The following is a 19,850-nucleotide window of genomic DNA, read 5'->3' on the forward strand; positions in this document are numbered from 1 at the left end:
TGTTTTCCCGTTCTCATGGTTGTTTTGCGGGCCATATTGCCGTGGAAAAACTGGCAAGGCAAACGGGTTTAGGTGGGCGCGCCCGTCAAGGCCGATGATTCGAAGCCGCCCTCGGCGGCTCTCGGGCAACCATGACGCTCAGCCGCGCCAAACCCGTGTCAATGGCTGAATTTCCTGACCATAAGATATTTATCATACGTGACATCACCTATGCGGACGGCACAGGGATCCGTGCCGTAGACCTCGAACCCGTTGCGCTTGTAGGTCCTGATTGCAGCGGTTGCTTCGAGCAGGACCTCAAGGTGTACCTGCTCGACGCGTGCCTCGGCATGGGCAAGAAGCTCCTTGATGAGTCGATCTCCGAATCCTTTGCCTCGGCCATTTTCCCTCACGTAAACCGTGAAGATGTGACCCCTGTGCTGCGATCGACGAGCTGGCGACACGTAGAAGCCCGCCACTCCGATCAGATTTCCGCGCACAAAGGCGCCGAGGATCGCTCCACTCAGCCAATGGCTGATAAGCCGCCAGCATCGCCTCTCCGCCCTCGTCCTCTTCAGCAGAACCAAACGTCTGAGGGTGCGTCCGAAGCGCCTCCGCGCGAATCTCGCGGAAGAGATCGAAATCATCGACAGTCAATCGTCGGGTTTCCACGTCCGCCTGGGGACGCGCCGCATGCGATGTCATGATCGCCTCCTCTCCTTGTCGCAGCGAAGGTCGGCAGGGATTGCTGGCCTTCTCACATCCCACCGCGGCCCCACAGAGCCCTCGCATTGTCTCTCAACCTCTCGAGCGCACGTTCAGGCGCGATGCAGTCGATCTCGCCACGCGTCAGGCCGATGTCCACCAGGTCCCTGTCGCTCAGGTCGTGCAAGCTGACCCGTGCACGCGGCCGCAGCTCCTGAAACGCCCGCCAGTGTTGCCTGAGCACGCTCAAGACGATGGAGAGGTCGAGGCGACGTCTCGCGACATCGCGCTCCGTCGCGACTGTGGTGGTCGTCTGTTGGGGTGGCATCGGATGCTCCTGCTGTTGAGCCGGCAGGGAGCGTGGCCAAAGAAAAGGCCCCGTCCGATGCCGGCGGGGCCTGGTGAAAAGATGTCGTCGTCGAAATCCTAGCGCACGACTCCTCCCACCGCCCAGCCGAAGCGGGTGATGTGGTTGCGGTTGAGGGTGCGCGACGATTTGATCATGCGTTGCTCATACCACGGCAATCGCACAAAATCAAGAGATGTGCAAATGTCGGTTGCACCCTGGAAGCGAGCGCCCTGCGCGCCTAAAGCGCGATGCGACAGGATGAATCGTCATCGCGCTTTAGGTTGTTGTTTAAGCATGATCTTTTCGGAAAACCGCTACGCACTTTTCCGGATCATGCTTTAGCCGCGCACCAGGGAGACCAACCAACTACGGCCGAACAGGATGAGGATCGCGAGCGCGTAGACGATGGTGCCGCCGACGGCGAGCAGGACCAGAGTCAACTCATCGTGGAAGCGCATCGAGCCAAGATACGCACCGCCGAAATGCGCGATCAGCCAGAACGCGGCGGCCAGGATGAGGCCGGTCAGCAGGAATTTCGCGAGCGACATCAGCCAGGCACGGTCCAGCACGAGGAAGCCGCGCCGCACGGCGAAGAACAGCACCAGCAAGAGATTGGTCCAGACGCCGATGGCGGTTGCGAGCGCAAGGCCGATCTGAGCCAAGGATCCCATCAGGGCGACCTTCAATGCGACGTTGACGGCGATGCCGGTCAGCGAGGCGCGAACCGGCGTTGCGGTGTCCTTGCGCGCATAGAAGGTTGCGACCGCACTGCGGATCAGCACGAAAGGAATGAGGCCGATGGCATAGGCCGCGAGTGTGCCGCCGGCGGCGACGGCATCGGCCTTCGAGAAGGCGCCGCGCGCGAACAGCGCACGCATGATCTCGTCGGGCACGGTGAGGAAGGCCGCCACGAACGGGATCGAGAACAGCAGCGTGAAATCGAAGGCGCGACGCTGCGCCTTCATCGCGCCGTCATGGTCGTTGGCGGTAATCCGCCGCGACATCTCCGGCAACAGCACCGTGCCGATGGCGATGCCGATGACCCCGATCGGCAACTGGTTGAGACGGTCGGCATAATAGAGCGCCGACAGCGCGCCCGCGGGCAGGAAGGTCGCGATGATGGTGTCGGCGAACAGTGCGACCTGCGTGCCCATCGAGCCCAGCGTCGCAGGTCCAAGCGCCTTGAAGAAGCCGCGGACGTCTTCGTCGAGCTTCAGCGGCGCGAAGCGCGGCAGGCCGCCATGGCGGGCGAGATCGCCCGCGAGCAGGAAATATTGCAGGAAGCCGGAGATGAGCACGCCCCAGGCTGCGGCATGGCCCGCGGTCGGAAACCAGGCGGCGAGCGCCAGCGTCATCATCATCGCGACATTGAGGAAGATCGAGGCCGCCGCCGCGCTGGCGAAACGCTGCATCACGTTGAGCATGCCGCCGTAGAGCGTCACCAGCGTGATCAAGAGCAGATAGGGAAAGGTGATTCGGGTCAGCTCGATCGCGAGCTTGCGCTGCTCGGCGTCGTCACCGAAGCCCGGTGCGAGGATGCTCATGGCCTGCGGCATGAACAACCAGGCGACGATCAACAGCACCACCTGCGAGGCCAGGAGCAGCGTGAAGATGCGGTCGGCGAACAGGCTTGCCGCCGCCTCCCCCTTCTCGCCATGGACATGGGCATAGGCCGGCACCCAGGCCGCGTTGAAGGCGCCCTCGGCGAAGATCGCGCGGAAATGATTGGGCAGCCGTAGCGCCACGAAAAAGGCATCGGCCACGGGTCCGGCGCCGAGGATCGCCGCGAGCATGATGTCGCGGGCAAATCCCGTGACCCGCGAGAGCAGCGTGTATCCGCCAACCGTGAAGATGCGTCCGAGCATGCGCCTGTTTTAGAGCATGGCGCGATCAGGTCTAGGTGCAAACCGTGACGGTGGTGTGCTCCCTCCCCCGCTTGCGGGGGAGGGTTGGGGAGAGGGTGTCACTCCCCCAGAGGAGAGTCCTCACCCGCGCCTTCGGCGCGACCTCTCCCGCAAGCGGGAGAGGTGAAGCAAAATCACCCCGCGAGCGCGCCGCGGACGGCGGCGATGATTCGCTCCTGGTCGGCTTCGGTCACATAGGCGTGCATCGGCAGGCTGATGACGTCCTGCGACAGGCTCTCGCAACCCGGCAGCCCGCCTTCCGCGACCGGGTAATGCTTGTAGGCGGTCTGCTGATGCATCGACTTGCCGTAGTAGATCGCGGTCGGCACGCCCTGGGCCTTCAGCGCGGCGGCAAAGCCGTCGCGATCGGTACCCTCGGGCAGACGGATGGTGTACTGCGCCCAGACCGAGGTATTGCCGGGGCTGAGGCGCGGCACGGTGACCACATTGGACAGACCGCGCTCATAGCGCTCCGCGACCTTGTTGCGGGCGGCGATCTCGTCGTCAAAGATCTTCAGCTTCTCGATCAGGACCGCGGCCTGCATGGTGTCGATCCGGCCGGTCAGGCCGAGACGGACATTGTCGTATTTGTCCATGCCCTGCCCGTGCACGCGGATGCTACGCAGCGTGGCCGCGAGCTCGTCGTCATCGGTGAAGATCGCGCCGCCGTCGCCGAAGCAGCCGAGCGGTTTTGCCGGGAAGAAGCTGGTCGCCGTGGCATGCGCGAGCGTGCCGAGCTTGCGGCCCTTGTAGCTCGCGCCAAACGCCTGCGCGGCGTCGTCGAGCACGAACAGGCCCTCGGCCTTGGCGATCTCGGCGATGGAATCGTGATCGGCCGGCTGGCCGAACAGGTCGACCGGAATCACCGCGACGGGCTTGAGGCCGGCCTTGCGGGCGGTCGCGATGCCGCGCTTCAGCGACTCCGGGCTCATGTTGAAGGTCGCCTCGTCCACGTCGACATAGACAGGCGTCGCGCCGGTCCGCGCCACCGGCGAGGCGGTCGCGATGAAGGTGAAGGATGGACACAGCACCGCATCGCCGGGCCCGACATTCTTCGCCATCATCACCATCAGGATCGCGTCGGTGCCGCTGGCACAGCCGATCACGTGCTTGGCGCCGCAATAGGCCGCGAGCTGCTTCTCGAGCTCGAAGACCTCGGGTCCGTTGACGAACTGGCAATGGTCGAGCACGCGCTTGACGGCCGCATCGAGCGAGGCCCCGAGCCGGCGCCGCTGCGCGCCGACGTCGATGAAGGGAATGGGATCGGAACGCAGATGCTGGTTCATAGTCTGGTTCTTGGCGCCTTGTGACGTTTGAGCGGTCGACATGGAAAAGGATCAGCCGGCGACGCGGCGCGGAGCCTTGCGGACAGGCGCCGTCGCCGCAGGCCGCGACGGCGTTTCGAGACATTGCGTGGCGATCTCGAGGCTGGCGACGCCTTCATCGCCCGTGACGGCCGGCGTATCGCCATGGCGCACCGCCTTGAGGAACGCGATCAGCTCGGCGCGCAGCGGCTCATCGTGGCCGACCGGCAGGTGCCGCATCGAGTAGCTGCCGTCGGGCTTGAAGCCGAAGCACTCGGTGACCTGGCGCGTGAGCAGATCGCCCATCACGTATTTGCCGCGGGTGGCGACCGTGACGCTGCGCGCCTTGAACGGCGTCAGCCAGTTGGTGTTGATGTGGGCGAGCACGCCGTTGGCGGTGCGGAACTGCAGGAGCGCGATGTCCTCGCGCTCGGCGACGGCGCTCGACAATTGCGGCTGCACCTCGACGATGTCGGATTCGGTGAACCAGCGGATCAGATCGATGTCGTGCACGGCAAGATCGATGACGACGCCGACATTGGACATGCGCGGGGGGAACGGGCCGACGCGCGTGATGGCGATGGAGAGAATGTCCTCGCCCGCGATGGCCTGCTTGACCGCGGCGACCGCCGGATTGAAACGCTCGACATGGCCGACCATCAGCGTCACGCCGGCCTTCTGTGCCGCGGCGACGATCTCGCGGCCCTCTGCCACCGTGGAGGCGATCGGCTTCTCGACCAGCACGTGGATGTTCTTGGCGATGCAGGCGAGCGCGACCTCGTGATGCAGATGGGTGGGCGCGGCGATGGTCACGGCGTCGAGGCCTTCGGCGAGGAGCTGGTCGAGCGTCTCGAAGCTTTCGCAACCGGCAAGCTCCGTTGCCCGCGCGCGATGTGCCGCCGAGGGATCGACGACGCCGACGAGGCTGACGCCGGGTAGACCCGCAAGCACGCGCGCGTGGTTGCTGCCCATCACGCCGGCGCCAATGACGCCGACGCGCAAGCCGGCCTTCGCCGGTGCAGATCCTTTGGAACTCATCTGAGCAAACCCCGATTCAACCCAAATCCCCGGCGCCTCTCCTAGCACGGCCGTTGGCGAATGCGGACTTGGGACCCCGGACACGATTTGATTCAAAAAGTTACACGTTCCCCGGGCCTTAAGCCGCAAAACATACCGTCTTCCCGGCCCGGGTCGCGTGATTCGGAGCTTGCTGGTTACGACCTTTGATAGTCGTCTTCAATCCGGATGATGTCGTCTTCCCCCAGATAAGAGCCGGTCTGGACCTCGATCAGCTCCAGCTGGATCTTGCCGGGGTTCTCCATCCGGTGCACGGCGCCCATCGGGATGTAGATCGACTCGTTCTCGTGCACCGTCTTCACGGCCTCGTTGACGGTGACGTGGGCCGTGCCCCGCACCACGATCCAGTGCTCGGCGCGATGATGGTGCTTCTGCAGCGACAGGCGCCCGCCCGGCTTCACCACGATGCGCTTGACCTGGTGACGCTCGCCGTTGTCGACGGACTGATAGCTGCCCCAGGGCCGGTGCACCTTCAGATGCTCCTCGGTGACCTTCGGCGCAACCGCCTTCAGCTTGGTCACCAGGCGCTTCAGGCCGTTGGCATCCTTCTGGCGCGAGACCAGGATCGCGTCCGCGGTGGCGACCACGACGAGATCGTCGACGCCTTCGAGCGCGACCAGCGCGGAATCGGTGGTGACGTTGCAGTTGCGGGAGTCCTCGAACACGGCGGTGCCATGCGCCGCATTGCCCTGCGCGTCCTTCTCCGACAGCTCCCACACAGCGAGCCAGGAGCCGACGTCGGACCAGCCGCACGACACCGGCACGACGGCGGCGCGCGCGGTCTTCTCCATCACCGCATAGTCGATCGAGATCGCCTTCGCCGCGCCGAACGCTTCCGGCTCCAGCGTGACGAAGCCGAGATCGCGGCCGGCATTGTTGACGGCGCTGGTGACTGCCTCGACGCTTCCCGCATCGACCTTGCGATATTCGTCGAGCAGCACGGCGGCCGGGAACATGAAGTTGCCGCTGTTCCAGAGATATCCCGAATTGACGTAGTCGGACGCCTTCACCGCATCCGGCTTCTCGACGAAGCGCGCAACCGCATGCACCTCGCCTGAGATCACCTCACCCGGATTGATGTAGCCGTATTCGGTCGCCGGCCGCTCCGGCTTGACGCCGAAGGTGACGATGCGCCCGGCGCGTGCGGCGGTCAGGCCCTCGCGGCAGGCCGCGACGAAGGCGGCATTGTCCTGCACCACGTGGTCGGCGGCGAGCGCGAGCACGATCGCTTCACTGTCGCGGTTCTGCGCGAATACCGCGCCCGCAGCGATCGCGGGGCCGGAATCGCGCCGCATCGGCTCGAGGATCACGTCCGCCTCGATGCCGATCTCGGCGAGTTGCTCCAGCACCATGAAGCGGTAGGACGCATTGGTGATGACGATCGGCCGGTCGAACAGGGAGGGATCGGACACGCGCAGCAGCGTGTCCTGGAATGTCGAGCGCGTGCCGAACAGCGGCAGGAACTGCTTGGGGCGAACCTCGCGCGAAGCGGGCCACAGCCGCGTGCCGGCGCCGCCGCACATGATCAGGGGGATTATGCGTTTGTCCATCGTGATCTCAAACCTTGAAGTAGTCCCGATACCAGGTGACGAAATGATGAACCCCATGCTCGATCGGCGTTGACGGTGCAAAGCCGGTGTCGCGCATCAGATCCTCGACATCCGCGAACGTTTCCCGCACATCTCCCGGCTGCATCGGCAGCAATTCTTTGATCGCCGTCCGGCCCAGCTCCCGCTCCAGAAGACCGACGACGTGCATCAGCTCCTCCGGATGGTGGTTGCCGACATTGTAGAGCTTAAACGGCGCATTTGCGGCAGCCGGATCGTCCGCGGGCACAAGATCGATCAGCTTCGATACGACGCAGGTCACATCATCGATATAGGTGAAGTCGCGCCGCATCTCGCCATGGTTAAAGAGCCGGATCGGCTTGCCCGCCATGATGGCGTTCGCGAACAGAAATACGGCCATGTCGGGCCGGCCCCACGGGCCGTAAATGGTAAAGAAGCGCAGCCCCGTGACCGGCAGGCGGTAGAGATGGCTGTAGGACTGCGCCATCACCTCGTTCGCCTTCTTGGTCGCGGCATAGAAGCTGACGGGATGATCGGTGCGGTCTGCAACCGCAAATGGCAGTTTTGTGTTGGCACCGTAAACGGAGGATGACGAGGCGCAGACGAGATGACGACAGCCGTTGTTGCGGCAGCCCTCCAGCACGTTGAGAAAGCCATGGAGATTGGAATCGGCATAGGCGTGCGGCTGCTCGATCGAGTAGCGCACGCCGGCCTGCGCAGCCAGATGCACGACTTTGGCAAAACGATGTTGGGCAAACAGTGCCGCCATCGCCTCGCGGTCGGCGAGATCGGCCTCGACGAAGGAGAAGCGGGAATCGTCCCTGAGCAGCGCCAGACGCGCCTTCTTCAGCGCCGGATCGTAATAGCTGTTGAGATTGTCGAGCCCGACGACGGGGCGGCCTTCGTCCAGGAGCTGCCGGGCGACGTGAAAGCCGATGAATCCGGCGGCACCCGTGACCAAAATCGCCTGATCCGTCATCCTGTTCCCTGGGGATCCCTCGCCCGGTCCTGTTTAGCCGCCAGCTCGATCGGGGCGCAATAGGCTCGCCGCTGCCCTCACAACACCCCAACGACGGCTATTGCAAGATCGGCGCCAAGACCATACCAAAGCGGCCGAATTCGGCGCCTCGCGTCGGGTTGCCTCAAATCTTCGCAAACCCTGTCCATGCGGGCGAGATGCGCCGAATCCTGTTGTCGACGGCCAAGATCATGATTTCCGCGGCGCTGCTCTATCTGGCGCTGCGTAAGGTGGACCTGTCCGAATTGTTTTCGCGCTTCACCGTCACTAGCCTGTTCTGGATCGGCGTCGCGATCGCGGTTGCGTTCCTGCAGATCTTCGTCGGCGTGCTGCGCTGGCGCCAGATCAGCGCCGTCTGCGGCGCACCGCTCGAGCTCAGCCGCGCCATGCGCTACAACGTGATCGGCTCGTTCTTCAACCAGACCCTACCGTCGGCGATCGGCGGCGATGCGGTCCGGCTCTGGCTGGTCGCACGCGCCGGCGCCGGCTGGCGTGCGGCGACCTACTCGATCTTCGTCGACCGCGCGATCGGCCTGATCGCGCTCGCGGTTCTCATCGTCGCCAGCCTGCCCTGGAGCTACACGCTCATCACCGATCCGCACGGGCGCTCGGCGCTGCTGCTCATCGACCTCGTGGCGCTCGCCGGCGGCCTCGGCTTCCTGATTTTCGGCGTGCTGAAATGGCCCTGGCTGAAGACCTGGTGGGGCACGCATCACATTCACGCCTGCGCGGTGATCGCTAATCGCGTGATCTTCAGCCGCACCCGCGGGTCGATCGTCGCAATCCTGTCGGTCCTCGTTCACGTGCTAGCCGTCGTCATCGCCTGGTGCGTCGTGCGGTCGATTGCGGCCCCGGTTCGCTTCAGCGACGTCTTTCTGCTTGTGCCGCCGGTGATGCTGATCACGATGATGCCGATCTCGATCGCCGGCTGGGGCGTGCGCGAAGCCACGATGAGCCTTGCGTTCGGCTTCGCGGGACTTGCCGCCAACGAGGGCGTCAACGTCTCGCTGCTGTTCGGCGCCGTGTACTTCATCGTCGGCGCCGTCGGCGGCCTGGTCTGGATCCTCAGCGCGGAGAAGGCCGCGCAAGGCTCGGCCCCGATCGGAGTGCCGGAGTGAGCTCGACCACCGAAGCACTCGCCGGCGCGCCCGTGCTGCTTGCCGTTGCGATCGCCGCGCTGATCTCGGCGCTCGTCACCTGGACCAGCCGCCCCCTGCTCCAGCGCTACGCACTGGCGCGCCCGAACGCGCGGTCCTCACATCGCATCCCGACCCCGCAGGGCGCTGGCATCGCGGTGATCGGCGCGACCCTGATCGTCGCCTCGCTTTGGGCCGTCTGGGCGAACGTCGCTATCCCGCCGGTACTGATCGGCGCGACGGTGCTGATCGCGCTGGTCGGGTTTGCCGACGACATAAAGTCGCTGCCCATGCTCGTGCGGCTGGTGCTGCAGGCGGCCTGCGTCGGTGCAGTGGTGTTCACCGCGCCGGAGACCGCGCGCATCGTGCCGGCGCTGCCGCTTGCGCTCGAGCGCGGCCTCATCGTCCTTGCCGGAGTCTGGTTCGTGAACCTCGTCAACTTCATGGACGGGCTCGACCTGATGACGGTGGCGGAAGTCGTGCCGGTCACCGCTGCGCTGCTGCTGCTGGGAATGCTCGGGGATCTCTCGTGGCCGGCCGTGCTGATCGCCGCCGCGCTGTGCGGCGCCATGCTCGGCTTTGCCCCGTTCAACCGTCCGGTCGCAAGGGTCTTCTTGGGCGATGTCGGCAGCCTGCCGATCGGCCTCTTGCTCGGCTGGTGCCTGCTGGAGCTCGCCTTCCGGGGGCAGACGGCCGCAGCGCTGCTGTTGCCCGCCTATTATCTTGCGGATTCCACCATCACGCTGTTCCGGCGCATCATCAGGCGCGAACCGTTCTGGTCGGCACACCGCACGCATTTTTATCAGCGTGCAACCGACAACGGGTTCACGGTGAAGCGGGTGGTCGGCGAGGCATTCGCGCTCAATCTCGTACTGGCATTGCTCGCCATCGTCACCATTCGCGCCGGTTCGATGGCCGTTATCGCGCTCGCGCTTACGGTGGGAATGATTGCGATCGGCGTCGTGCTGCGCCGTTTCTCCCGGCCTCAGGCGACTTGAAGGTCGTCAAGCGGCGGTCGAGCCGAATTCCGGAATTGCATCCTTCAGGATGGTCCTGATGGTGGCGCGATCGTCGCGGGCGATCGCCTGCTCCAGCGCAGCAATCCATTTGCGCAGCGTCTGCATCGGCGGCTCGTTCGGCTGCGCGGCCATGATGCCGGGAACACCGATCTCGCGGGTCGGCTCCTCGGAAGCGAACAGGATCTCGTGCAGCCGCTCGCCCGGCCGCATGCCGGTGAACACGATATCGATGTCGTAGCCCGGCTGCAGTCCGGAAAGACGGATCATGCGCTCGGCGAGATCAACGATCTTGACCGGCTGGCCCATGTTGAGCACGTAGACCGAGACGTCAGGACGCTGCGTTCCGAGCGCATGCGTGGCCGCGGTGATGACGAGATCGCAGGCCTCGCGGATGGTCATGAAGTAGCGGACCATGTCGGGATGCGTCACCGTCACCGGGCCGCCGGCCTCGATCTGCGCCTTGAACTTCGGCACCACCGAGCCGTTCGAGGCCAGTACGTTGCCGAACCGGACCGAGATCAGCCGCATCGGCGGCTTGGCGCCGCCGCTGGCTGCGGCAAGGTCGTGATCGAGCGCCTGACAGTACATCTCCGCGAACCGCTTGGTCAGGCCGAGCATCGACACCGGCTCGATCGCCTTGTCGGTCGAGATCATCACCATCTCCTCGGCGCCGGCCGCCACGGCGGCATCCGCAACATTGATCGAGCCGAAGATGTTGGTCTTGACGCCTTCGCTCCAGTCGCGTTCGAGGATCGGAACGTGCTTGAGCGCAGCGGCGTGGAACACGATGTCCGGCCTGAACTCCGCCATCAGGCGCATGATGCGCTCGCGATCGCGAATGTCGGCGATCCGCCCTTCGATCTCGGCTGCCGCCCCCCGCGCGGCGAGCGCTTCCGTGATCGCGTAGAGCGCCGGCTCGGAGTTTTCCACGACCAGGAGCCGCGCGGCGCCGAAGGCGACGACGCGCTCGCAGATTTCTGAACCGATCGAGCCGCCGCCGCCGGTGACGATCACGGCCTTGCCCCTGATCAGCGCTTCCAGGCGCCCATAGTCGATCGTCTCGCTCGGCCGCAGCAGGAGGTCCTCGACCGCGACCGCGGTGAGCCGCGGCGTGTCGCCGCTCTCCAGCGAGGGCATGCGGCTCACGATTACGCCTAACCTGCGTGCCCGCATTAGGATCGATTCTGGATGGGCTTCCGGCTCTAACGCCGACGGCGCCATCACGAGACGAGCGATCGCTTTGTTGCGTTTGGCAAAATCGGCAATGACGTCCTCGACGTCGTCGATGCCGCCCAGCACCGGCACGTTGCGGATGAGCTGGCCGAGATCGGCGCGCGAAGGCGACAATATGCCGACCGGCCAGATCCGCTTGATCGCTCCGCTCTCTATGCCGCGGAGCAGCACCTCGGCGTCCGCAGTCCGCCCGATCAGCAGCGTCGGCGCGGTATCATCGGTGCGGGCATGTCGCCGCACCCGCGTGTAGCGGAAGTAGCGGTAGGTCATCCGTAGCGCGCTGAGGAAGGCGATCTCCAGGAACCAGTAGAGGACGATCGTCACCTTGCCGAGGAAAAAGGCGCCGCGGACGTTGGGGGCGACGAAGATGTAGTCGAGCACGAGCAGGGCGACGGTGAGCACGGTCGCCGCGCGGATGATGTTCAGTGCGTCCGGCAGCGAGATGAAGCGCCACTTCGTCGTGGTCAGGTTCAAGACGAAGAACACGACAACGCCAAAGGCAAGAAAATAAGGCAGGATCTGAAACAGCAGCGGCAAACGCTCGAAGAAGTCTTCGCCACCCTCGAATCGCAGATAGAAGGCGGCAAAAAGCGCGGCCGTGGTCGCCAGCAGGTCGTGGAGCGCGATCAGCAAATTGCGCAAGGTAAGATGCGAAAGACGCGTCATCCGCCGACCGATAAAAACCCAGTTAGATGCAACCTGACCGCGCTGATACCCCATCTGGACAAGACTTGCCAGCCGCGCGACCGCTCAGGAACTAGCTTCCCTCATCTTCGCCTCGACCTGTTGTGCCCGGATCACCATGCCGCCGGCAACGCCGACGCCGATGACGTACATCCAGCCCTCGTGAAAGTCGAACAGATGCGAGTTGAACAGCGAGGTGAAGACGTTCTGCACCACGACCAGGAGCCCGATCCAATTGGCAAGCCCGTCGCCGCGAAACAACTGCAGATGCAGGATCCAGATCGTATAGAGAACGACGACGCCGATCAGACCCCATTGCACGGCAACGTTCAGCGTCTGATTGTGGGGGTTGCCGATCACTTCGGCTGACGCCTTGTGCTCACCGCTGGGCGTCGCGACGCGCTCGAACAATCCACGCGTCGAGCCCGTACCGTGTCCTACGATCGGCGCCTCCGCGAAGAAGCCGAGCGACTTTCGCCAGAATTCGAGCCGCAAGCCCAGCGAGGTCGCCTCGCCCCTTTCCACATAGCGCGTGTAGTCGTCCGTAAACCTCTCGGCAGTATGGCGCAAATGTGGCGAGACCTGCCAAGCGAGAAAGGCGCCGGCGAGCAGCGCGGCGGCGACGATCGCAATGCTGCGCCATCTGAGGTGAAGCAACGCGAACACGCCGAACATGATCGGAATGGTGACGAGCGCGGTGCGCGACACTACAACAAAAACCATGTTAACCAAAAAGCTGAGCGCAAGCGCCGTGAGCAGCCCGGCGAACCAGTATCGCTTCGCCCGCAGCAGCATCACGATCGGATAGGCCAGCGCGACCGCGCAAAGCGCGAATTCCTGGCTTTGGTCGATGTAGTTCTTGACAAAGATGCCGCGTTCGGGCGGATCGGACTTGAGCGCAAGGTTCGGGTAGAACGCGACCAGCCAGGACATCATCGACAACAGGGCGCAGGACACCAGGAAGGCGATGAAGACCCAGTGTCCGCGCGGCGAGCGCTCGAAATGATAGAGCAGGACCGGCAGTACGAGCAGCTTGACCGTCGGATTGACCGCATAGAAGCGTGCGCCCCAGGCCGCATCCGACCATAGCGTCCCCACCAGCGCGAGCAGCACCAGCGCGATTGGCGCCACACAGATCGGACGTTTCAGCGATTGCAGGAAGGCGCGGACGTCGAGGAACGGCATCATGCAGAGCAGCATCAGCGCGTTGAAGATCCCTGCAAGCGACGTCGACCAGGGCAGCGACGCCGCGGTCAGGATCGCAAACAGGTCGACTGTCTCGCGCCAGGCCGCCGGACTGCGCAGGCGCCGCCGCAACATCTGGCCGGGAGTCTCCCCGGCAAGCGCCGTCACTTGCCGCCTCCCCGCGCGCGATGAACCAGCGCCGTGGTGCTGAAGCCCTGGAGGATGTCGACCAGCACGACAGTCCCGCCCGCGGCCTCGACCACCTCGTGGCCGACGACCTGCTCGCGAGTGTAGTCGCCGCCCTTCACCAGCACGCCGGGCTTGATCCTGGTGATCAGGTCGATCGGCGTGTCCTCCGCGAAGATGACGACGAGATCGACGGCCTCCAGCGCGGCGAGCACCTCGGCGCGCGCGCGCTCGTCCTGCACCGGGCGATCGGCGCCCTTCAGCCTCCGCACCGAGGCGTCGCTGTTGAGCCCCACGATCAGGCGATCACAGGCGGCGCGCGCCGCGGTCAGCACCTTGACGTGTCCGGGATGAAGGATGTCGAAACAGCCATTGGTGAAGCCGACGCGCTGGCCCTGCCTCTTCCAGTCGGCGAGCTGGGCATCGAGCGCAGCCGGATCGAGCACGATCTTCTCCTCGGCCGCGAGAGTGGCATGCGGCAGGATCTTTCGGCGCAGCTCGGCCGCGCTCACGCTGGCGGTGCCCTGCTTGCCAACGGCGACGGCTGCGGCGGCATTGGCCACGCGCAGCGCCGTATCCCAGTCCGCGCCGGCCGCAAGCGATACCGCGAGCGCGGCGGCGACGGTGTCACCGGCACCGGAGACGTCGCGCACCTTCACCGGGAAGGCCGGAACGTGTACGGCCGCGCCATTGCGCGGCACCAGCGTCATGCCGTGCTCGCCCTGCGTGACCAGGATCGCCTCGCAATCGGCGAGCCGCATCACGTCCTCGCTGGCCTCGACGATGCTCTGCACCGTCTCGGCACGGCTGCGGGTCGCCTCCGAGAATTCCTTGCGATTGGGCGTCAGCAGCGTGGCACCGCGATAGATCGCCCAGTTCAGGCTCTTCGGATCGACCACCACGGGCTTGCCGAGCTTTCGCGCAGCGTCGATGGTGTGGCGGATCACGCGCGCGGTCAGCACGCCTTTGGCGTAGTCGGACAAAAGCACGATGTCGGCGCGCGCGATCTGCGGCAGGATCGCGTCGATCAGTTTCGTTTCGATGTCATCGGAAGCAGGCGCCGCCTGCTCCCAATCCGCGCGCAGCATGTGCGTGGAAAAATGCTCGGAGACGAAGCGGGCTTTTCGCGTGGTCGGCCGCGAGGGATCGCATACCAGCACGCTTTCGATACCGGCTTGCTCACCCAGCGCCGATGCCAGCCGCCTGCCCGCATCGTCCTCGCCGACGAGGCCGACGAAGATGCAGCGCGCGCCGAGCGAAGCGACATTGCGCGCGACGTTGCCGGCGCCGCCGATGTGAATCTCGCTGCGCTGGGCGGCGATGACCGGCGTCGGCGCTTCCGGCGAGATCCGCGACACCTCGCCATAGACGAACTCGTCCAGCATGATGTCGCCGATGCAAAGCACCATGCGGCCTGAGATCGTTTGCGCGAGGGCGTCGAAATCGAGAATGGGGGTCGCCATGATCAAAGGCCTCAGCGAAAGCGGTCGGGCCGGTCGAGATAATCCCCGACATAGGCTTTGACCGCGTCCTCGAGCGTCGTGAAGCCGCCGTTATAGCCGGCACGGCAGAGGCGATCGACCTCGCTCTGGGTGAAGTACTGATAGCTGTCGCGGATGCTCTCGGGCATGTCGATGTATTCGATGTTGGGCCTGGTGCCGAGCGCGGCGTAGGCAGCCAGCATCAGATCCCTGAAGCTGCGCGCCTTGCCGGTGCCGACGTTGAACAGGCCGGACACCGACGGGGTCGCGAGCAGCCACAGGATGACGCGCACGACGTCGTCGACATAGATGAAATCGCGGCGCTGATCGCCGTCCTCGATGCCCTCGCGATGCGACTTGAACAGCTGCACGACGCGGCCTGCCCCTCACGTCGTCGAAGCGTCGCGCCAGCACGCTCATCATCGAGCCCTTGTGGTATTCGTTGGGGCCGAACACGTTGAAGAGCTTCAGCCCGGCCCATTGCGGCGGCAGCGGAGCGCCGTTCGCCACGCGCGCTGCGACCGCGAGATCGAACATGTGCTTGCTCCAGCCGTAGAGATTCATCGGCCGCAATTTTTTCAGTGCCGGTAGCGAAGCGTCGTCGCCGAAGCCGGTCTCGCCGTCGCCATAGGTCGCCGCCGAGGATGCATAGATGAACGGCACCGCGTTCATCGTGCACCAGTCCAGCAGGCGCATCGACAGGCGGAAATTGGTCTCGAAGACGAGGTCGCCGTCGGTCGCGGTGGTCGCGGAGATCGCCCCGAGATGGATCATGGCCTCTAACTTGCGGCCCTTAAGCCAGTCGGGCAGCTCGGCCGGAGGAACGATATCCACAAGCTGCCGCTTGGCGAGGTTGCGCCACTTGCCCTCGGTGCCGAGCAGGTCGCAGACCACGACGTCGCTGCGGCCGGCCTCGTTCAGCGCGGCAACGACATTCGATCCGATAAAACCGGCCCCGCCGGTCACCAGCAACATTCCAACTACCTGCCCGCTTTTCTTAGTGCCCGGTCCTGCCGTAGCGCATGATCCGCCAAAGTGTAAGCGGTTTTGGGATCGTCGCTTCTGCCGGCTTTACCTGCCGGCCGGGAGCGGCTACCGAACCGCCAACATCAGCACGTCGTCGGTCCTAATTAACGAATGAATATTGATTCGCAACTTGTTGGAGATGCAGACCGGAGCGACACCCGCCCGATCCTGATCATTCCCTATATGTGGATCGGCGATTTCGTGCGGAATCATACCGTCGTGCGGGTCCTGAAGGAGCGCTGGCCGAATCGGCCGGTCGATCTCCTGACCACGTCGCTGTGCGCCCCGCTGATCGATTACATGCCCGGCGTGCGCACCGGCATCGTCTGGGACCTGCCGCGCAGCCAGCTCGCAATTGGCCGCCAGTTCGGCCTGGCAGAGCTCCTTCGGAAACGGAATTACGGCACCGCCCTCGTGCTGCCCCGGACCTGGAAGGCGGCGATCGCGCCGGCGCTGGCCGGTATTCCGGAACGGGTCGGCTTCGTCGGCGAGTTTCGGTTCGGCCTGATCAACCGCTGGCGCTGGGGCGAGAAGAAACTGCCCCGCTTCATCGACAAGAACGCCGCCCTGGCCCAGCCCGACGGCGCCCCCCTCCCTCCGGAATGGCCGGTGCCGCAACTGCGGGTCCCGGCCGAGGAGATCGTCCGCTGGCGTGAGGCCAACGGCCTCGGCGCCGGAGCCGCCGTGGCGCTCGCCCCGGGCTCGGTTGGGGTCTCAAAACGCTGGACCTATTATCCGGAGGCAGCCCGCCTGCTGGTCGAGCGCGGCCTGGAGGTCTGGGTGGTCGGCGGCCCCGCCGAAAAGGGCCTAGCCCAGGAGATCGTCGCCGCGGGCGGCACTGGGGTCCGGGACCTTACCGGCACCGACCTGCGCAACGGCGTCCTCGCCATGGCCGCCGCCAGCGTTGCGATCTCCAACGACTCCGGCCTGATGCACATCGCCGCCGCCTTGGACACGCCCACCATGGGCATCTTCGGCCCCACCAGCCCCTACCTCTGGGCCCCCCTCAACAGCCTTGCAGCAACGGTGGTGCAGGACAAGGACGTGCTGTCCTGCCAGCCCTGCCAGAGCACGATCTGCAAGATGAACGACCACCGCTGCATGCGGGACATTCCGGCGGACGTCGTAGTCGAAATCGCAAGAATCGTGTTCGCCAAGACAAGTGACTTGCAAAAATCTCAAGTTTCGGATGACAAGATCGAAGATAAGCGTCCGCGAGATTTCCAACCGTGACCTTCATTACTCGCATGAAGATGCCCGCCGCATTTCTCGATCGCGACGGCGTGATTAATTACGACGATGGCTATATCGGAACTCGGGATCGCATCCGTTGGATGCCGAATGTCGCAAAAGCAATTCACCGCCTCAATAAATGCGGTTACCTCGTGTTTATCTTCACCAATCAATCTGGAGTGGCGCGGGGCCTATTCACTGAAAACGATGTAAACGAACTCCACGCCTGGATGCTCGAACAACTGATGCGGGCCGGGGCTCGGATCGACGACATTCGCTTTTGCCCACATCATCCGCAAGGAACCATCCCTAAATACATCGAAGACCATTACTGGCGTAAGCCGGCTCCCGGCATGCTTCACGATCTTGCCGAGCGCTGGCCCGTGAAGCATGAAGGCAGCTTCGTGATCGGAGATCGGGCCAGCGATATCGAGGCGGCTCAAGCGTTTGGGTTGCCCGGCTTTCTATTTTCCGGCGGCGATCTCGATGCTTTCGTTGCAGATGTGATTGCTCAAATCAAGCGGCCATAGACCGCCGCGATTTGGGCGGCTTCTGAATCCAAACTGTAGGTCTCGACGACACGCTTTCGCGCCCGTCTCCCCATTGCCAGGGCCGACAAGGGATCGCGCATTAGAGGCTCAATCGCTGCTATCAAGTCCTCGACATCTCCCGGCGGCGTCAGCACGCCGGTCACACCGTCCTCGACCACGAGCTCAGCCGCGCCGGCGCGTGCGGCAACCAGCGCGCTGCCGGCCGCCATCGCCTCGATCAGCGTAAGGCCAAAACCCTCGTTGCGCGAGGTGAAGGCGTAGATCGTCAGGCGCTGATACCAGCGCTGCACCGCTTCGATCGGCAGCTCCCCGGTGATGACGATGCGCGACTGCAGGTTGGCTGCTTCAATCCGCTTCTTCAGGTCATTGGCAAAGGGCGTTTGCTCGGGCGTGACCTGACCGACGATGACGGCGGTGAAATCGGGATAACGCGGCAGCAACCGGCACATCGCATCGACGAACACGTCGGTGCCCTTCTGCGCGCGCACACGGCCGAAGCAGCCGATGGCGTAGCGGCCCGGCAGCGCGGCTTCCGCGAACGCCGCAGCGCGATCGGTCGGCGGCGCATAGACATCGGTGTCAACACCGTGCGGAATCACCGTCGCCTTCACCTTCAGGAACGAGGCCGAGACGCCGCTCGTTGCGATGATCGCGTCCATGCGCCGGATCAGCCAGCGCGTGATCCAGCTGTGATGCCGCTGCGCCGCCGAGGTGAACACCAGTTTCAGCGGCCAGCCGAGCGCGCGCAACGCGACGCCTGCGATCATCTCGTTGTTGCGGCGCGCATGCCAGATCACCGGCCGCTTGCGGCGCCACAACTTCAGAAAATCGACAACGCCGAGCCGCGCGATCCCCTCCGGCGCGTCCGAGCCGAACCAGGCCGCGCGGTACAGTTTCGCCAGCCGCGGCGCCACCATCCGGTTGGTCGCGGTGACCCCGGAATAGCGCCTGTGCAGATTTGGCACGATCACGTCGAGATCGCCGGGGAAACTCGCCACGTCACACTCCATTTCGCAAAGTCCCTATACGCAACATTAAGCATAGTGACCAGTTCAGCCGTGCCGATACCCCCTCTTCACCACGCAAGCGCTAGCTTCACGCGTTGATCGAAGACGGGTGAGATCATGACTGTGCTAGTCACCGGCGGCGCCGGCTACATCGGAAGTCACACGGTCCTGGCGCTGGCGGAAGCCGGCGAGGATGTCGTCGTGATCGACGATCTCTCCACCGGTTTCTCTGCCTACCTGCCCGAAGGCGTGCCGCTGTTCATCGGCGATGCGGGCGATGAAAACCTGCTCGAAGGCGTGATCGCCCAGCACGACGTCGAGAGCATCATCCATTTCGCGGGCTCGGTCGTCGTGCCGGATTCGATGCGCGATCCGCTCGGCTACTACCGCAACAACTTCACGACCGCGCGCAACCTGCTCAACGTCGCGGTCAAGCGCGGCATCGGTCGCTTCATCTTCTCCTCGACCGCCGCCGTCTACGGCAATCCGGACCAGGTGCCGGTGCCCGAGCACGCGCCGACGCGGCCGCTGTCGCCCTACGGCTCGTCGAAGCTGATGACCGAGATCATGCTGCACGACGTCGCCGCCGCCCACGGCATGCAATACGTGACGTTGCGTTACTTCAACGTCGCCGGCGCCGACCCGCAGGCGCGCATTGGCCTTGCCACCGTCGGCGCCACGCATCTGCTCAAGATCGCGGTGGAAGCCGCGACCGGCCAGCGCGCCAAGATCGACGTGTTCGGCACCGATTATCCGACCCCGGACGGCAGCTGTATCCGCGACTTCATCCACGTCACGGACCTCTCGCAGGCCCACCGGTCGGCGCTCGCCTACCTGCGCAACGGCGGCGCCTCGACGACGCTGAATTGCGGCTACGGCCGCGGCTATTCGGTGCTGGAGACCATCGACGCGGTGCGGCGGGTTTCCGGCCGCAGCTTCGCCGTGCAGTACGCCCCACGCCGGCCCGGCGACATCATGACCATGGTCGCAGACACCAGCCGCATCCGCGGCCTGCTCGACTGGCGGCCGCAATATGACGACCTCGAGACCATTGCGGCGCACGCCCTCGCCTGGGAGGACAAGCTGTTCCGCGAACGCCATGGCGAGCTCCGCCACGCGGTCTCGGCCTAGAATCATCCCAAGCGCAAGCCCTTAATTGGGCTTGAAAAACCTGGCTTGAGCGGGCACAGAGGCCCATCGATCCC

15 protein-coding genes and 1 pseudogene are annotated in these 19,850 nt (G+C 64.7%); 5 read left to right on the forward strand and 11 right to left on the reverse strand.

The features are described 5' to 3' along the window. Positions 1–158 precede the first annotated feature (158 nt). The 6 genes from ABIF91_RS43155 to ABIF91_RS43180 form a co-directional block, all read right to left on the reverse strand. Entirely contained in the window at positions 159–626 is a 468-nt protein-coding gene (locus ABIF91_RS43155; RefSeq protein ID WP_424579803.1) for a GNAT family N-acetyltransferase, read from the reverse strand. Between the two features lie 745 nt (positions 627–1,371). Further along, on the reverse strand, positions 1,372–2,898 hold the full coding sequence (gene murJ, locus ABIF91_RS43160) for a murein biosynthesis integral membrane protein MurJ (RefSeq protein WP_028179449.1): 1,527 nt from the start codon (positions 2,896–2,898) through the stop codon (positions 1,372–1,374). Between the two features lie 173 nt (positions 2,899–3,071). Then, positions 3,072–4,223 (reverse strand): DegT/DnrJ/EryC1/StrS family aminotransferase, encoded by a 1,152-nt coding sequence (locus ABIF91_RS43165; RefSeq protein ID WP_035718037.1) that lies wholly within the window; start codon positions 4,221–4,223, stop codon positions 3,072–3,074. 51 nt (positions 4,224–4,274) lie between these two features. Next, a complete protein-coding gene (locus tag ABIF91_RS43170) occupies positions 4,275–5,279 on the reverse strand; it encodes a Gfo/Idh/MocA family protein (RefSeq protein ID WP_028179451.1) in 1,005 nt (334 codons plus the stop codon). 176 nt (positions 5,280–5,455) lie between these two features. After that, positions 5,456–6,868 carry a mannose-1-phosphate guanylyltransferase/mannose-6-phosphate isomerase gene (locus ABIF91_RS43175; protein ID WP_028179452.1) on the reverse strand — a complete coding sequence of 471 codons (1,413 nt, stop codon included), beginning with the start codon at positions 6,866–6,868 and terminating at the stop codon, positions 5,456–5,458. 7 nt (positions 6,869–6,875) lie between these two features. Then, positions 6,876–7,865 (reverse strand): SDR family NAD(P)-dependent oxidoreductase, encoded by a 990-nt coding sequence (locus ABIF91_RS43180; protein WP_028179453.1) that lies wholly within the window; start codon positions 7,863–7,865, stop codon positions 6,876–6,878. A 197-nt stretch (positions 7,866–8,062) separates the two neighbouring features. Between ABIF91_RS43180 and ABIF91_RS43185 the strand changes: the two genes are divergently transcribed. Next, on the forward strand, positions 8,063–9,022 hold the full coding sequence (locus ABIF91_RS43185) for a lysylphosphatidylglycerol synthase transmembrane domain-containing protein (protein WP_424579804.1): 960 nt from the start codon (positions 8,063–8,065) through the stop codon (positions 9,020–9,022). Then, complete coding sequence (locus tag ABIF91_RS43190) at positions 9,019–10,038, forward strand: MraY family glycosyltransferase (protein ID WP_028179455.1); 1,020 nt, start codon at positions 9,019–9,021, stop codon at positions 10,036–10,038. The genes ABIF91_RS43185 and ABIF91_RS43190 overlap by 4 nt, the downstream gene beginning before the upstream one ends. A gap of 6 nt (positions 10,039–10,044) precedes the next feature. On the opposite strand, the gene ABIF91_RS43195 is transcribed toward ABIF91_RS43190, so the two are convergent. From ABIF91_RS43195 to rfaD, 4 genes and pseudogenes are all read right to left on the reverse strand, one after another. Further along, positions 10,045–11,958 (reverse strand): SDR family NAD(P)-dependent oxidoreductase, encoded by a 1,914-nt coding sequence (locus tag ABIF91_RS43195; RefSeq protein WP_028179456.1) that lies wholly within the window; start codon positions 11,956–11,958, stop codon positions 10,045–10,047. Between the two features lie 84 nt (positions 11,959–12,042). Then, complete coding sequence (locus tag ABIF91_RS43200; protein WP_028179457.1) at positions 12,043–13,329, reverse strand: O-antigen ligase family protein; 1,287 nt, start codon at positions 13,327–13,329, stop codon at positions 12,043–12,045. Continuing rightward, positions 13,326–14,810 carry a D-glycero-beta-D-manno-heptose-7-phosphate kinase gene (gene rfaE1, locus ABIF91_RS43205; protein ID WP_028179458.1) on the reverse strand — a complete coding sequence of 495 codons (1,485 nt, stop codon included), beginning with the start codon at positions 14,808–14,810 and terminating at the stop codon, positions 13,326–13,328. Before rfaE1 ends, ABIF91_RS43200 begins: the two co-directional genes overlap by 4 nt. Before the next feature lie 11 nt (positions 14,811–14,821). After that, positions 14,822–15,803: pseudogene (gene rfaD, locus ABIF91_RS43210) on the reverse strand (ADP-glyceromanno-heptose 6-epimerase). Between the two features lie 162 nt (positions 15,804–15,965). Here rfaD and waaF point away from each other — a divergent pair. Both waaF and ABIF91_RS43220 read left to right on the forward strand, forming a co-directional pair. Next, the gene (gene waaF, locus ABIF91_RS43215; RefSeq protein ID WP_245285462.1) at positions 15,966–17,087 is read left to right on the forward strand and encodes a lipopolysaccharide heptosyltransferase II; all 1,122 of its coding nucleotides are present in this window, start codon (positions 15,966–15,968) and stop codon (positions 17,085–17,087) included. 14 nt (positions 17,088–17,101) lie between these two features. Continuing rightward, positions 17,102–17,617, forward strand: a complete 516-nt coding sequence (locus tag ABIF91_RS43220; protein ID WP_424579863.1) for a D-glycero-alpha-D-manno-heptose-1,7-bisphosphate 7-phosphatase — start codon at positions 17,102–17,104, stop codon at positions 17,615–17,617. Here ABIF91_RS43220 and ABIF91_RS43225 read toward each other — a convergent pair. Next, the gene (locus ABIF91_RS43225; RefSeq protein WP_028179461.1) at positions 17,599–18,636 is read right to left on the reverse strand and encodes a glycosyltransferase family 4 protein; all 1,038 of its coding nucleotides are present in this window, start codon (positions 18,634–18,636) and stop codon (positions 17,599–17,601) included. The genes ABIF91_RS43220 and ABIF91_RS43225 overlap by 19 nt on opposite strands. 126 nt (positions 18,637–18,762) lie before the next feature. Between ABIF91_RS43225 and galE the strand changes: the two genes are divergently transcribed. Next, positions 18,763–19,776 (forward strand): UDP-glucose 4-epimerase GalE, encoded by a 1,014-nt coding sequence (gene galE / locus ABIF91_RS43230; protein WP_028179462.1) that lies wholly within the window; start codon positions 18,763–18,765, stop codon positions 19,774–19,776. The last annotated feature ends 74 nt before the right edge of the window (positions 19,777–19,850 follow it).

Source organism: Bradyrhizobium sp. USDA 241 (assembly GCF_049739505.1).
Classification (GTDB): Bacteria; Pseudomonadota; Alphaproteobacteria; order Rhizobiales; family Xanthobacteraceae; genus Bradyrhizobium; species Bradyrhizobium liaoningense.